Here is a 13,325-nt window from a genome sequence, read left to right on the forward strand (position 1 = left end):
GACCATGACAAGCTTGTGAGGAGACGATCAGATGAACCGATTTTTTCCATTGGTAGCGGGAGTGCTGATCGGTGTGTCCGCGTTCACGTCTTCCTGCACGTCGCCTGTAAGGCAGGATCACCAGGACTTTCAATATCAGCGGAATACATCGGTAAACCCGGCATGCGCGGATGGGTTCAGACCCAGCAATGCTCGCTCGTGCAGTTATTGAAAGGCATAGAGCCGGAAATTGGTTTTGCGCCGAAGGCGGCACGCTGCAGCAATTGGACCGGTTGGGAACTCCAAGCCCTGCCTCACCGTTAAGTGATCGGGTCACAATGGCCCGACACTCAACAGGAGAACGGTTTCCCATGAACAATTTGATCTGGCTTGTCGGCGCTGTCGTTATCGTGCTCGCGATTTTGAGTTTCTTCGGCTTCCGCTGATTGCAGACGTGCTGATGGCATGCGGCGGCTCAACCGCGTCTTCTTCTCCCGGCGATCGTATGGACGAGGGAAGCCGGAGCACGCGCCTGGTTGAAAACACTTCGCGAAGCGCGATTGATCCGCCAACGCCTCTGACAGGTTTCGAGAAAGCCGAGTTGGCTGTTTCACCGAAGGAATTTTCGGTCGTCGGTTGTGACGTATTCACGGCATCGGCGATACCGCCCAGTTGCCGCCCAGCAAGCATCAGCCACTTGCCACCGGACATACGCGTCCCATATCGGAGATCTTGAGCATTGGAGGAAAGGGAGACCGACAATCCTGCGATGTCTTGTTCCGTTCAGTGCACTCGTTCTTGCGGGTTGCAGCGGTCAGCAGTCCGCGCTTAGTCCCGCCGGCGAGGAATCCGAGGCGGTCTATCAGCTGTTCATCGTCATGGTTATTGGCGGCATTTCGATTTGGCTCGGCGTAACCTCCCTGCTCCTTCACGCTGCGCGCCGTCGACGGGAAGCATGGCCGGCGGAGAGGGCCGGCGCGCTCATTGCCTGGGGTGGCGTTGGATTTCCGAGTGTCGTCCTTCTGCTTTTGCTGGGCTGCGCAGTCTGGCTGATGCCGACGATACGGCCTTGGAACCCGCTTGCAGAAAGGGATGGGGCGATCGAGGTGACGGGGGAGCAGTTCTGGTGGCGTATTCGCTATCCGGCCCTCGGCGACCAGCCCGCTTTCGAGACCGCCAACGAAATTCGCCTGCCCGTCGGCCGAACCGCGACCTTTGCTCTCAAAGCAACCGACGTTATTCATTCTTTCTGGATTCCGGCGCTTGGCGGCAAGATGGACATGATTCCCGGCCGGACCAATTTCCTCACGCTGACGCCAACGCGCACCGGCAGCTATCGTGCCCCTTGCGCCGAATTTTGCGGTGCCTCGCATGCCTATATGGCTTTCTCGGTCGTCGTCATGGAGGAGGACGAATACAACGCCTGGCGCAGCAGGCTGGCCGATGGCCACGCCAGCGTGGCGGCTGAAGGCGGACGCCTCCTGCAGCGCCATGGCTGTGTGGGCTGCCATTCACTGCGTGGACTGCAGATCGCCGGCCAGACCGCCCCGGATCTCTCCTTGATCGGCGCCCGCCTCTCGATCGGTGCGGGCGCGCTTGCCAACACGCCGGAAAACATCGCCCGCTTTATTCGCTCACCCTCATCGGTGAAACCGGGCGCGAAGATGCCCGCTTTCGACATGCTTCCTGACGATGATATCGAGGAAATTGCCCGCTATCTCGGGGGGCTTAAATGACGGAACCCCCTGCTTCGGTCCCAGCCGAAACATCCGCCGCCCAGGAAGCGGAACTTCGGCGCGTATGGGCCAATCCAAAAGGCTGGCGCTACTGGACCTCCGTCAACAACACTCAGATCGGCCTGTGGTATGGATCGGCCGCCTTCATCTTCATGCTGTTTGCCGGCATGCTTGCGCTGCTCGTGCGTCTGCAGTTGGCGGTCCCCGACAACGACTTTCTCTCTGCCGATTTCTTCAACCAGGCCTTCACGCTGCACGGCACAGTCATGATGTTCCTGTTTGCCGTTCCGATCTTCGAGGCGGTCGCGATCTTCCTCTTGCCCTCCATGCTCGGCGCGCGGGAACTGCCATTTCCGCGGCTTTCCGCATTCGGCTTCTGGAGTTTTGCGCTCGGCGGCGTGTTTGTCTGCGGGTCGATATTTTTTGGGGCGGCGCCCAATTCGGGCTGGTTCATGTATCCGCCGCTTGCCACCGACAAGCAATATTCCGGCATCGGCGCGGATATCTGGTTGCTCGGCCTTTCCTTCATCGAGGTCGCATCCATCGCCGCAGCCGTCGAGCTCATCGTCGGCATCATGAAATGCCGGGCGCCAGGCATGCGGATCAACATGATGCCGCTCTTTGCCTGGTATCTGCTGATCGTGGCGGGCATGATCCTCTTCGCTTTCCCGCCGCTGATTGCCGGCGACATCCTGTTCGAGATGGAGCGGATGTTCGACTGGCCTTTTTTCGATGCAGCACGCGGCGGCGATCCGCTGCTCTGGCAGCATCTGTTCTGGATTTTCGGACACCCCGAGGTCTACATCATCTTCCTGCCGGCCATCGCGCTGATGGCGATGATCGTTCCGACCTTCGCGCAGCGTCCGATCATCGGCTATTCCTGGATCGTGCTGGCCGCGGTCGGCACGGGGTTCCTGAGCTTCGGGCTCTGGGTCCACCACATGTTCACCACGGGCCTGCCGCAGATTTCACTGGCCTTCTTTTCGGCGGCATCCGAGGCCGTCGCAATCCCGACCGGGGTGCAGATCTTTGTCTTCATCGCCACCATGCTGGCCGGCCGGGTGATCTTTTCCCTTCCCATGCTCTTTGGCGCCGGGGGACTGGCGATCTTCATCATTGGCGGGCTGACTGGCGTTATGGTGGCGCTCGCCCCCTTCGACTGGCAGGCACATGACACCTATTTCGTCGTCGCCCATCTCCACTACGTGATGATCGGCGGCATGCTGTTTCCGGTGGTTGCCGGAATCTATTATTATTATCCGCTGATCAACGCGCGAAAACTCTCGGATCGATGGGGCAAGATCGCCTTCTGGCTCATGTTCGTCGGTTTCAATACCGCCTTCTTCCCCATGCATCTGACTGGCCTGCGCGGCATGCCGCGGCGGGTCTTCACCTACCCTTCCGATGTCGGCTGGAACCTCCTGAACCTTGTCTCCACCATCGGCGCTTTCATCTTTGCCGCGGGTGTCGCTGCAATCGTCGTCGATATCCTGCGTCCCAGACGTCGCGAACCGAAAGGCGAAATGAACCCCTGGAATGCCGGAACGCTGGAGTGGATCAGCGAGCCGGAAGAAAATTGGGGCGTGCGGTCCATTCCGATCATCAAAAGCCGGTATCCACTCTGGGACCAGCCCGAGCTGATCGATGGCATCAAGGCAGGTCGGTTCTATCTGCCGGACGCGGCCGATGGTCGGCGCGAAACGCTCGTGACGTCGGTTCTGGACGCCGAACCACTGCAATGCCTGCGGGTTGGCGGCACGTCGCTTCTGACCATCATCTCCGCTTTGGCACTTGGCGGCGCATTCATCGCACTGACCTTCCATTGGTGGATCTTGACGGCGCTCTGCGCCACCGTAACGCTTGCCGCCATCCTGGTCTGGCTCTGGACCGGAACCGGCGAGATACCAAGGCAAAACCTCAGGGATATCGGGCTGGGCAAGCAGGTTCCCCTTTACGTCTCCGGCCCGGCTTCGGTCGGCTGGTGGGCGGTATTCATCACCATGGCCGGAGACGGTACGGCCTATGCCAGCTTGATGTTCGGCTATTTTTTCTATTGGACCATCCATCTCGATTTTACGGCAGGATTGCCGGGGCCGGGCAAGCTCTGGCCGCTGATGGCGGCTGCGCTCTTTGCGCTTGCCTGGCTTGCCATGCTGTTTGCGCGATATGTCAATTCGAAGAGCCGGATGGTATCGGCCCGCCTTTGTCTCCTCACCGCCACGATCCTCACACTTGGCGCCTGCGCCGCCGGTCTGGCGGGTCCCTATCTCTACGACATGCAGCCGACGGCGCATGTCTATCCGGCGATCGTCTGGGTCATCGTCCTCTGGACGGTCATTCATGGGCTCGTTGCCGTGATCATGCAGTTCTATTGTCTGGCGAGTAGTTTTGCGGGTCGTCTGACGGCGGAATATGACGCCGACCTGCGCAATGTCGTGCTTTACTGGCACTTCCTGGTCATCACTGCCCTTACCTCCTTCGGAGTGCTGGGCTTGTTTCCAGAGTTGAGGTGACGAGATGCGCCTGATTCCGAAAGAGGCGGAAACGCTCTGGACCCTGTTTACCGGGCCGGCCGTCTGGGCTCTGCATTTTCTTGTCTGCTATGTCGCAGCGGCCGTCTATTGCGCGAAAGCATCGGAGATCGCTTTCTCTTTCGGCACGCTCCGCTTTACCCTGTTCATTGTGACGGTGTTCGCGCTGCTTGCCATTCTCGGTGCCGCCTGGCTCGCCTGGCGGCAATGGGGCTTCGGCAGCGGCGATCCGCCCCATGACGAACCGACGAGGCAAGACCGGTTGTTGTTCCAGGGCTTTGCAACGCTGCTGCTGTCGGGCCTGAGTTTCGTCGCGGTCATCTTCGTATCGGTCCCGCTGCTTTTCATCGAGGCCTGCGCAAGATGAAGAACCTTGCTCTTGTCGCCGGCATCTTTGCCCTTTGTCTTGCGCTGGCGCTTCTTGCGACGAGCTGGAACGGCGGATCGCTGACGGCGCATATGATCGTTCACATGACGACCGTCGCCATTGCAGCTCCGCTGCTGGCGATGGCCGTCAGCGGCAGGCGGCTCGATCCCGCCGTCCATCTCCCCTGGTTCGGGCCGGTACTCGCCTCGGTCGCCGAGCTCATCGTCGTCTGGCTCTGGCATATGCCGGCGCTCCGTCGCCTGGCGGAAACGCGGCTTGATGCGATGCTTATCGAACAGGCAAGCTTCCTTCTTGCCGGCATTCTGTTGTGGACCGCGTGTTTCCGGCGCCATGATGAAGGCGCCCAGCGGCTGGCGGGCATCATCGGCCTGCTCTTCACCTCGATCCACATGACGCTGCTCGGCGTCCTGCTGACACTTGCGCCCCGCCCGCTTTATGGGATCGGAGATGTCACCTGTCTCGGCTTCGCCCTTAGCCGTGACATCGATCAGCAACTCGGAGGTGTCGTCATGCTCCTAGTCGGTGCAGCCGCCTACATGCTCGGCGCCATCTTCCTGCTTGCCAACGTCCTCAAGCCCACGTCTTCAAGGGGCAGCCAATGCGGATAAGGTTGAGACGGATAACTGCCGGCGCCGCAGCGCTTGCCGCGGCGGGCCTGTTCGTCGCCTGGGCCGGCGTTATCGACATCCGTGCAAGCACCGGGCATTGGCGCGTCACGGACTGGTTCCTGCATTGGGTGATGCGGTCATCCGTGCGCACGGCAGCGCTCGGCGGGCATGCACCGCGGTTTACGGCCGCCATTCTGCCACTTGCCGCAGGTCACTACGAGACCGGATGTGCGGGCTGTCATGGTTCGCCGGCGATGCCGCGACCCGCCACCGTCGAAAACATGCTTCCTGCTCCGCCCAACCTGCAGCATGTCACCGGGACATGGAACGATGCCCAGCTCTTCGAGATCGTCAAACATGGCGTGCGCTATACCGGCATGCCCGCCTGGCCGTCGCTGGAGCGGGACGACGAGGTCTGGGCCATGGTCGCCTTCCTGCGGGAATATCCAAGCCTCGACCAAGCCGCCTATCAGCGGCTCGCCGGCTTTTCCGCTACGGGATCCCGGGACTTCGCGACGATCGTGAAAAGCTGCGAAGGCTGCCATTCGTCGGCAGGCCTCGATGAATCCAGTCTCATCCCGCGTCTCACAGGTCAGTCGGAGACTTACCTCCGCGACAGTCTTGAGGCTTACGCCGCCGGCAAACGTCCAAGCGGCGTCATGAAGGTTGCGCTCTCGCAGACATCGAGCGAAGACCGGAAAAACCTGGCCAGCTATTTCGCCAGCCAGAGCGTAGCCACTGAAACGGACCGGCCTTCGGAAATACTCTCTCGCGTTAAGGTCCTTGCGGAACGCGGTGACCGGACGCGTGGCATCGCAGCCTGCGCCGCCTGCCACGATGCTGCCGGTGTCAACGAGGCCTATCCACGCCTTGCCGGCCAACCGGTACCCTATCTCGAAAACCAGCTCGGTCTTTTCCGCAGCGGAAGTCGTGGCGGCGGCGCCTATGCGGGTGTGATGACCAGGGCTGCCGCAGGCCTGAGCGACGACGATATTCAGGCGCTCGCGACCTATTACGGGGCGTTGCCCAAGGATTGAAGCTTTCCCGCGCGACGATGTTCGCCGATCGCAAAAAGTGGATGATCACCCCCCGGCCCTTCCTTTACAATCAGCCGTTTTGGCCTTGCAAGGCAGATGGTAAGGGAATTCGATGGCTCGGCTTATTGGCGCAGATGAAGCGGCTCGATCGGAAAAGCGGACTGCAAAAGCCGATCGGCTGGAGGGCTTGGCCCGGGATGTGACGGCCATCAAGATCGGCGACTGCCTGCTCGGTTACAAGGCCGTCCAGCGCCGCATGCGGGCCAGCCGTTGGAACCATTTCCGCGGCAGGATGCGCGAGATCGAGAAATTGATCCGGCATCGCCATGGAGACATCGTGCCGGAGGCCGATGATGCCTTGATTTACGTCGAGGTGATCGCCGGCCTCGCCCTTGTCGAGTTCAAGGAAGAGTTTGTCGAGGTGGTCCTCGGCTGGGCGGCGCGATGGCTTCCATGGGCTGGGAAAGCCGACATAGAGGACGTGATCTTCGAGCGGACAAAAGTGCGCTTTTCTGACTTGTCCGCCGACGCGCTCGGCCATGCTCTGCACCTCAGCTACTTAGAACGGAGCGCCCTCGATATCCGCACCATCGGTGCATTCGATGTGCCGAAACGGAAGCGAGCAAGACTTCAAAAGGAAAAGCGGCGGCAGCGGGACCGAAACCGAAAAGAGGAGCAGCGCCGTGCCGCCGGCGCTCTTTCCAGAGCCGATTATCTCGCCAATTCTTTCAGCCAAGCGCGCCCCTGGGAGGCTTTCGGCATCAGCCGCCGAACATGGGAACGCCGCGGCAAACCGACGCCGGATGCCGCGACGACATCGGATTGCGATCCGATATCGCTCGCCGCTTAGGTAAGAACTTTTTCGGCTTTTAGCCGAGTGGGCCGAACCAGCTATTCACAGCCTCTTGCAGACCATCCTGCGTCCCGTTACCGACCCACGCCACATATCCATCGGGCCGGATCAACACGGCCGTTGGCGCGGAGACCACACCCAGCGCAGGCAGCTCCCATGCATCGTCATATCTGCCGTCGACCAACCTGATGCGATCCGACCACCGCGGGATGCCGACGTTGCCGGGCGCACCAAGGTTCAAGAGCACCGGCCGCGCATCTTTGAGCAGCGTAAAAACACGCACAGGACCATCTGAGGTAACCAGGTCGAGGTCGGGCATGCGGCGGCCGAGCAGCGGATGCCCCTCGCCGAACTCGTAGTGGATTGCCAATCCGGACATTTCGGCTGCGATCCGTTTGCGCGGCTCCTCCATGCCAAGCAGCTCCGTTACCACGTCACGCAGGGCTTCGGTGCGATCATCGGTCCGCTGCAATGCGACCTGCGCCATTGTCATGCGCAACACGCGGGCAGCAACCGGATGCCGCTCGACGTGATAGGTGTCGAGCAAGGCTTCAGGCGACGTGCCTTTCACCACCTGGGCCAACTTCCAACCGAGATTGACGGCATCTTGCACACCGGTATTCAGGCCTTGCCCGCCGACCGGGGAATGCACATGGGCGGCATCGCCGGCGAGGAATACCCGGCCCTTGCGGTAGGCCGTCGCCTGCCTGGACATGTCGGTGAACCGGGAAATCCAGTTGACGCGATGGATGCCGTAATCCGTTCCGAATGCGGCGATGAGCGCTTCCCTGAGATCGCTGAGCGTCGGTTCGGTCGTGGCGCCGGCATTCTTCTCCGGCACCATCACGCCGATCGGACCTTCCTTGGCAAAGACGATCTTGCCGTCGTGAATTTCATACTCCTCCCTGCCGAAGGCATAGATGCCAAGGGCCGTGCGATGGATGCCCAATGGCGGCTCCTCTTCGATCTCCACTTCGGCGAGAATGTTGCCGGTCGTCGGATCCCATCCTGGAAACTCAATGCCGGCAGCCTTGCGAACCAGACTGCGGCCGCCATCGCAGCCGGCGAGATAGCGCGCCCTGAGCGAGGCGCCATCGGAGAGTGCGATGGTGACGCCGCTGTCATCCTGCGCGAAACCCGTTACCTCAAGGCTGCGATAGATCGGCACCGCCAGCTCGCCGACCCAGCCGGCCAGAATGCGCTCGATATGCTTCTGCCGCAGCGCCAGCCCGTAATTGTGCCGGGTCGGAAAATCGCTGATATCCAGACGTGTGACCGCAAACCCCGTGACCTGGGCTATCTGCCCTTCCGCGAGGAACCGGTCGACGATGCCGCGCTGATCGAGAATCTCGAGCGTGCGTGCGCTCAGTCCGCCGGCACGCGTACCGGCAAGCCCCTGGTCAGGTCGGCGCTCGACGATGGCGACATCGACGCCCGCCAAGGCCAACTCGCCTGCCAGCATCAGGCCCGTCGGCCCTGCCCCGGATATCACGACCGCATGTTCCATCATCCGCAAACTCCCCTATTTCAATTGTTCCAATGCAATATCTCAGGTTCCAGATAGAGCTGGCCCTACTGCTTCTCTCCAATCTCATCGCTCCTGCGCAGATGCCGATTTTCTCTGTCGCAGGTTGTTCTCCCTATAATTAGAGTTCCATACTGGTTGGAAGGACTTGCGACAGGATCTCGGGCTTGCTCTCCAAAGCCCTATTCGCTGCGACGTGCGGGTCTCTTGCTGTGGAGCCCAAGCTTCTCAATACGACCTGACCGGGTGGGCGCTGGAGTGTGGCAGGCGCCTTCCCTCGTCATCGCTCCTCTCGAAGGGCGATCATCAAAAACTTGGAAGGACGTATCTCACTGCGGAGCTGGAGCTTTTTGCGGAATCGTCTCGGCCGCTGGTCGCTCGGACGGATCAGCGGGATGGCCATAGATCGTGTAGGCGGCGCCCGCCAGCACCCCCAGGACGAGAAGAGCGAGCACGTACAACATCATTCCGCGGATTGCCGTCTTCGGTGTCTTGTCCATCAGGATCTCCAGGATTACTCAGCGTTAAAATTCAACGCGAGCGCTTTTGGTTCCGACCTGGAGGTTGTTCAAGTGCGTAGCCATTCACGGAACGATCAGCTCCGGATCTGGTTTACCCCACATCCTTGTCGCTAGCGGAGGCCATCATGTGGGCAATCCTGATCGGAGCCGCTCTCATCATCGGCGGACTTCTTTTTCTCTTTACGTCGGCGCTTGGTCGAAGACCGAGTGACCCGCATCAAATGCCGCAAGGCGGCACCACGCTGGAACCACGGCGCCAAGGCCTCAGATTTCTCGGTATATCTAAAAACTGGCCAGCCCTGGCGGTTATCGCAATCGGCGCCCTTCTATTGGCTTTTGGTGGATATTCATGACATCCGAGGGCAGTTAGCCGCTCCAAAAGCACTCAGAGGCGATACACGATGCAATTCCGGCATTATGAGCAAATGCCACACGAGGAACGACGAACGTCGATTGAAGGCAATATCAGAGCCGCCGGTCAATGCTTGAGGCATTTGCGGCCCATTGCCATTGCTTTGTAAGTTCCGTTCAAATCGACGACAAAGGTCCCCTTGGTTTCCGGAAACACGATCATTTCATATTTCTTCGCCAGGTCGCGCTTGAACTCCGGGCTGTCCGTCAAGATGTAGCCGCCAGAATATCCGCCCTTGAGTTCACCGCGGGTGCTGGTGGCAACACCACTGTAGAGATGACCTCCGATGGAGACGAAGACTTCCGACTTGGTCCCATTCTGAAGGCCGATATCAGCCTTCGAGAATACGCCAAGATATCCCACCTGCTGATCTGCGGTAACACCCATTTGCACAGAACCTGCACCATAGTCGCGCACGATCAAGCAATCTCCGCGGGTTTGATTTGTGTAGACGGTCCAGTTCTCAACCTCCCCATATTTGACAAGCACATCACTGGCTTTGGGAACGGGATTTTGTCCATAGGCCGCCATCGCCGACATCGCTAGTGACGTCGCCGCGATCAATGTCAAGAAACTTCTCATTGATATCCCCTTTTCGTGCGCAGGCTGAATTGCTCTGTGGCCGTGGCGGTGATCTGCGCGACCCACGTGATGACCTGGAAAATTTGAGCGTCAGATCAAATTGGAACTGCAAGGCCGTCGAGAAATGCTTGGGCACTGTTCTGGCGGTTCGGCATCCCACCGATGCCGTATCTGGATGTGTGGAACTTGCGTTCCAAATTACCGCGATCGAGACTGCCCGTGACCATATATATGAATACTCTAAATAAGGAAACGAGATTGACTTCGATTTCAACAATAAAGCACTTGAAATCTTGTAGCAGTAAGCGGATCGAGAACTGTTGGCCGCAGGCACAGACAGCAAAAACCCGGCTTTCACCGGGTTTTTGTTCAGGCACTACCAAGTCTGGCGCCCGGTCCAGTCATCGATGTCGCGTTTAACACGATCCTTTTCGATACCATACCGCTCCTGGATCTTGCCTTCCAGCTGCTCGCGCTTGCCGGCGACCTGGTCGAGATCATCGTCGGTGAGTTTGCCTCACTGCTCCTTGATCTTGCCCTTCGCCTGCTTCCAGTTTCCTTCGATGCGATTCCAATCCATGGTGGATTTCTCCTGTTGTTGATGAGGAGAAAACGGACCGCAGCGGAATTTGGTTCCTGAGTCTCAGCGGATTTCCGCGAAGCTCAATTCCAGCGGTAAAGCCGAAAGGCGCCGCCCATGTCAAATATCCACACCCCAATGAAGAAAACCATAAATAATTCGTGAATAACGAATAGATTTATAAAATATTTATATATGCATAAAGCAAACATTCCTCTCCTCTTGTGTTATACTGTCTTGCGGGGAGAACAACAATGGCACTCGATGTATTCGTGAACCTCTACAATTTAGGTGGTCTGGACGCACTTAACGTTTCTCTACGGAGCCTGCCGGATGAAGAAAGGCTTGGCGCATTACTCTCGCTGGAGAAAATAGGGTACGAAGTGATCTGGAATGCCCGGAGGAAGCCGGCTTCTGCATATGTGTGGAGCGGCCCAAACGAACACTAGTTGTCAGATAGGAACAAAGACCTATCCGGAACATAGGGATAGACCTCACGACCTTGTGTCTCCCTTCACGTGCTTAAAAGGGAGAGGTTCCATCCTCCTATCGATCCGAAGGAAGTGAGGGCGATCATGATCCGATCCCAGATAGCCGACGCACAAACCGTGTTGAGCGACGAAGAAGTTGCGCTCTGCCAGAGAGTCTTTGACCACATCAGCTCGGTGCGACAAATCACAACAGACACCGAGCGCGAAGATCTGGCTCAGCGGGTTATCCATTCGTACCAGCATGGGGTGAAGGACGAGGCCGCGTTAATGCGACTGTTGATCTAAGATCGCTTCTTTCCGTGAAATTTATACCGGCGCTTGCCAACTCGTTCATGATTACGAGAAGCAATGCTTCGTGAGGCTCGGGCTTGCGGCGGGTGCGGATAGAATCCGTGACACACGATGTCCAAAGAGATGATGACTTCGTCGTGAACGCCAAAAATCACGTTAAGTCAGATGGTGTGCAGTTTAATGTGCTAAAATACCCGTAGGCGGAGATGACACAAATCAGGGAGAGAAAACGATGGCCGACTTAGGCGACCGCAAAAAGGCGATGGAGGATCAATACTTCCAAGACGCCGAGAGGTCCATCAAGCTCAAATCTCGCATGGACAGGCTTTTGGCGCAATGGATTGCAGGCCTCATTGGTCGGGATGATGTTGCGGGCTACGGCGCTGAAATCACTGATGCCCGCTTTAAAGGTGGTGGAGACGCTGGAGTTCTCTCGAAAGCTATATCGGATCTTCAAGCGGCTGGTCAAAACGTCAGCGAGCAGGACGTGGCAGCAAAGATGCGTGAATTTCTGGTCGAGGCCGCTGGACAGCCTTGAGCATGAAGCGCTCCTGCACTGCGGGCGCGTTCCATACGGTATCTAGCCGTCGGCCACACCAGCCGGCTGTTGTTTTACATGCTCATGTGTCATGTGCCAATCGTGTGCCGTAAAACCGCGTCCTGCGCCGTAAAGTGCGTAAAAGGGCCCCAATCGCTGCCGCCCTTTACACACTACAATATTGATATTGCTTGCAAATTATGGTGAGAGCGTCGGGGTTCGAACCCGAGACCTACTGATTAAAAGTCAGTTGCTCTACCAGCTGAGCTACGCTCTCCCTCTCCGCGGGTGTGACCACCCCGGCTGGAAGTGGGCGGAACATAGGCAGGCGACCCATGCCGGTCAACCGAAAATTTTGCCTTTTGCAAACGTTCGGCACATTTCTTGCGGGCGCCAAGACAAATGTCTTGCGTGCAGAGACAGATTTCTTGCGCGCGCAAAAAGGTGATTGGCAATCGCTTGGCTGCAAAGCTAGGAACATCACGCAGATTGCAGCCGGAGAGAATGCGTGTCGATTGCCGATATTTCCCTGTGGAGCGCACTGATTGCCGGGGCGCTTTCCTTCCTGTCGCCCTGCGTGCTTCCCCTCGTTCCGCCCTATCTCTGCTATATGGCCGGCATTTCAGTGGAGCAGTTCCGCGGCGGCGGTGCGGTGGCGGTGGCGCCGGACGTCAGGCGCGGCGTGTTTTTCTCGGCACTGCTCTTCACGCTCGGCTTTGCCACCGTCTTCGTGGCGCTCGGCGCCGGTGCTTCCAGCATCGGCATGGCGCTTCGCCAGCATCTCGACCTTTTGTCGAAGATCGGCGGGCTGATCATCATCGTCATGGGATTGAACTTCCTTGGGCTCTTTCGAATCGGGGTGCTGGCGCGTGAGGCGCGCTTCCAGAGCAGCGGCAAACCGGCAACGCTGACGGGCGCCTATATCATGGGCCTTGCCTTCGCTTTCGGCTGGACGCCCTGCATCGGCCCGGTGCTCGGCGCCATCCTCGGCGTTGCCGCCTCGCGCGAGACGGTCGGCTCCGGCGCCGGGCTGCTCGCCATCTATTCGCTTGGCCTTGCCATCCCCTTCTGGATCGCCGCCGGCTTTTCCGGCGCCTTCATGCGCTTCCTGTCGCGCTTCCGCCGCCATCTCGGCACGGTGGAAAAGGTGATGGGTCTCTTCCTCGTGCTGACCGGCCTCGCCTTCCTGTTCGGATGGGTCAGCAATGTGGCGATCTGGTTCCAGCAGACCTTTCCGATCCTGATGCAGATCG

15 protein-coding genes, 1 tRNA gene and 1 pseudogene are annotated in these 13,325 nt (G+C 58.9%); 11 read left to right on the forward strand and 6 right to left on the reverse strand.

From position 1 onward, the window contains the following. Positions 1–617: 617 nt before the first annotated feature. The 6 genes from coxB (at position 618) to OLZ32_RS03750 (ending at position 7,129) form a co-directional block, all read left to right on the forward strand. On the forward strand, positions 618–1,715 hold the full coding sequence (gene coxB / locus OLZ32_RS03725; protein WP_264419575.1) for a cytochrome c oxidase subunit II: 1,098 nt from the start codon (positions 618–620) through the stop codon (positions 1,713–1,715). After that, positions 1,712–4,228, forward strand: coding sequence for a cytochrome c oxidase subunit I (ctaD, locus tag OLZ32_RS03730; protein WP_264419577.1), 2,517 nt, complete (start codon positions 1,712–1,714; stop codon positions 4,226–4,228). Before coxB ends, ctaD begins: the two co-directional genes overlap by 4 nt. Positions 4,229–4,232: 4 nt before the next feature. Next, positions 4,233–4,613, forward strand: coding sequence for a hypothetical protein (locus OLZ32_RS03735; RefSeq protein ID WP_222416309.1), 381 nt, complete (start codon positions 4,233–4,235; stop codon positions 4,611–4,613). Beyond that, positions 4,610–5,242 (forward strand): cytochrome c oxidase assembly protein, encoded by a 633-nt coding sequence (locus OLZ32_RS03740; protein ID WP_264419579.1) that lies wholly within the window; start codon positions 4,610–4,612, stop codon positions 5,240–5,242. Before OLZ32_RS03735 ends, OLZ32_RS03740 begins: the two co-directional genes overlap by 4 nt. A 2-nt stretch (positions 5,243–5,244) precedes the next feature. Next, a complete protein-coding gene (locus OLZ32_RS03745; RefSeq protein ID WP_264419581.1) occupies positions 5,245–6,279 on the forward strand; it encodes a c-type cytochrome in 1,035 nt (344 codons plus the stop codon). Positions 6,280–6,391: 112 nt separating this feature from the next. Beyond that, positions 6,392–7,129: a hypothetical protein gene (locus tag OLZ32_RS03750; RefSeq protein ID WP_264395594.1), complete on the forward strand. Its 738-nt coding sequence runs from the start codon at positions 6,392–6,394 to the stop codon at positions 7,127–7,129. A 19-nt stretch (positions 7,130–7,148) separates the two neighbouring features. On the opposite strand, the gene OLZ32_RS03755 is transcribed toward OLZ32_RS03750, so the two are convergent. Then, entirely contained in the window at positions 7,149–8,642 is a 1,494-nt protein-coding gene (locus OLZ32_RS03755) for an FAD-dependent monooxygenase (protein ID WP_264419583.1), read from the reverse strand. Positions 8,643–8,986: 344 nt separating this feature from the next. Beyond that, positions 8,987–9,157: a hypothetical protein gene (locus OLZ32_RS03760; RefSeq protein WP_012757375.1), complete on the reverse strand. Its 171-nt coding sequence runs from the start codon at positions 9,155–9,157 to the stop codon at positions 8,987–8,989. 146 nt (positions 9,158–9,303) lie between these two features. Between OLZ32_RS03760 and OLZ32_RS03765 the strand changes: the two genes are divergently transcribed. After that, on the forward strand, positions 9,304–9,531 hold the full coding sequence (locus OLZ32_RS03765) for a hypothetical protein (RefSeq protein WP_003539464.1): 228 nt from the start codon (positions 9,304–9,306) through the stop codon (positions 9,529–9,531). Positions 9,532–9,656: 125 nt separating this feature from the next. On the opposite strand, the gene OLZ32_RS03770 is transcribed toward OLZ32_RS03765, so the two are convergent. The 3 genes and pseudogenes from OLZ32_RS03770 to OLZ32_RS03780 all read right to left on the reverse strand — a co-directional run bounded on the left by OLZ32_RS03770 (position 9,657) and on the right by OLZ32_RS03780 (position 10,752). Continuing rightward, complete coding sequence (locus OLZ32_RS03770; RefSeq protein ID WP_264419587.1) at positions 9,657–10,172, reverse strand: hypothetical protein; 516 nt, start codon at positions 10,170–10,172, stop codon at positions 9,657–9,659. A gap of 95 nt (positions 10,173–10,267) precedes the next feature. Next, entirely contained in the window at positions 10,268–10,555 is a 288-nt protein-coding gene (locus tag OLZ32_RS03775) for a hypothetical protein (protein WP_264419588.1), read from the reverse strand. Beyond that, positions 10,549–10,752, reverse strand: a pseudogene (locus tag OLZ32_RS03780) (CsbD family protein). Before OLZ32_RS03780 ends, OLZ32_RS03775 begins: the two are co-directional and overlap by 7 nt. Positions 10,753–11,006: 254 nt before the next feature. Between OLZ32_RS03780 and OLZ32_RS03785 the strand changes: the two are divergent. From OLZ32_RS03785 to OLZ32_RS03795, 3 genes are all read left to right on the forward strand, one after another. Continuing rightward, a complete protein-coding gene (locus tag OLZ32_RS03785; RefSeq protein WP_003539452.1) occupies positions 11,007–11,201 on the forward strand; it encodes a hypothetical protein in 195 nt (64 codons plus the stop codon). Between the two features lie 126 nt (positions 11,202–11,327). Beyond that, on the forward strand, positions 11,328–11,528 hold the full coding sequence (locus OLZ32_RS03790; RefSeq protein ID WP_003539451.1) for a hypothetical protein: 201 nt from the start codon (positions 11,328–11,330) through the stop codon (positions 11,526–11,528). A 238-nt stretch (positions 11,529–11,766) separates the two neighbouring features. Then, a complete protein-coding gene (locus OLZ32_RS03795) occupies positions 11,767–12,072 on the forward strand; it encodes an ATPase inhibitor subunit zeta (protein WP_017988262.1) in 306 nt (101 codons plus the stop codon). Positions 12,073–12,273: 201 nt separating this feature from the next. On the opposite strand, the gene OLZ32_RS03800 is transcribed toward OLZ32_RS03795, so the two are convergent. Beyond that, a tRNA-Lys gene (locus OLZ32_RS03800) sits at positions 12,274–12,349 on the reverse strand. Positions 12,350–12,580: 231 nt separating this feature from the next. Between OLZ32_RS03800 and OLZ32_RS03805 the strand changes: the two genes are divergently transcribed. Next, on the forward strand, positions 12,581–13,325 hold a 745-nt coding region (locus OLZ32_RS03805), incomplete at its 3' end, for a cytochrome c biogenesis CcdA family protein (RefSeq protein ID WP_264419591.1).

The organism is Rhizobium acaciae (genome assembly GCF_025941625.1).
GTDB lineage: Bacteria > Pseudomonadota > Alphaproteobacteria > Rhizobiales > Rhizobiaceae > Rhizobium > Rhizobium acaciae.

Coding starts and splice junctions, on each gene's coding strand:
- ctaD (WP_264419577.1), top strand. CDS start 1,712: ATGACGGAACCCCCTGCTTCGGTCCCAGCCGAAACATCCGCCGCCCAG.
- OLZ32_RS03735 (WP_222416309.1), top strand. CDS start 4,233: ATGCGCCTGATTCCGAAAGAGGCGGAAACGCTCTGGACCCTGTTTACC.
- OLZ32_RS03740 (WP_264419579.1), top strand. CDS start 4,610: ATGAAGAACCTTGCTCTTGTCGCCGGCATCTTTGCCCTTTGTCTTGCG.
- OLZ32_RS03750 (WP_264395594.1), top strand. CDS start 6,392: ATGGCTCGGCTTATTGGCGCAGATGAAGCGGCTCGATCGGAAAAGCGG.
- OLZ32_RS03755 (WP_264419583.1), bottom strand. CDS start 8,642: ATGATGGAACATGCGGTCGTGATATCCGGGGCAGGGCCGACGGGCCTG.
- OLZ32_RS03760 (WP_012757375.1), bottom strand. CDS start 9,157: ATGGACAAGACACCGAAGACGGCAATCCGCGGAATGATGTTGTACGTG.
- OLZ32_RS03765 (WP_003539464.1), top strand. CDS start 9,304: ATGTGGGCAATCCTGATCGGAGCCGCTCTCATCATCGGCGGACTTCTT.
- OLZ32_RS03770 (WP_264419587.1), bottom strand. CDS start 10,172: ATGAGAAGTTTCTTGACATTGATCGCGGCGACGTCACTAGCGATGTCG.
- OLZ32_RS03785 (WP_003539452.1), top strand. CDS start 11,007: ATGGCACTCGATGTATTCGTGAACCTCTACAATTTAGGTGGTCTGGAC.
- OLZ32_RS03790 (WP_003539451.1), top strand. CDS start 11,328: ATGATCCGATCCCAGATAGCCGACGCACAAACCGTGTTGAGCGACGAA.
- OLZ32_RS03795 (WP_017988262.1), top strand. CDS start 11,767: ATGGCCGACTTAGGCGACCGCAAAAAGGCGATGGAGGATCAATACTTC.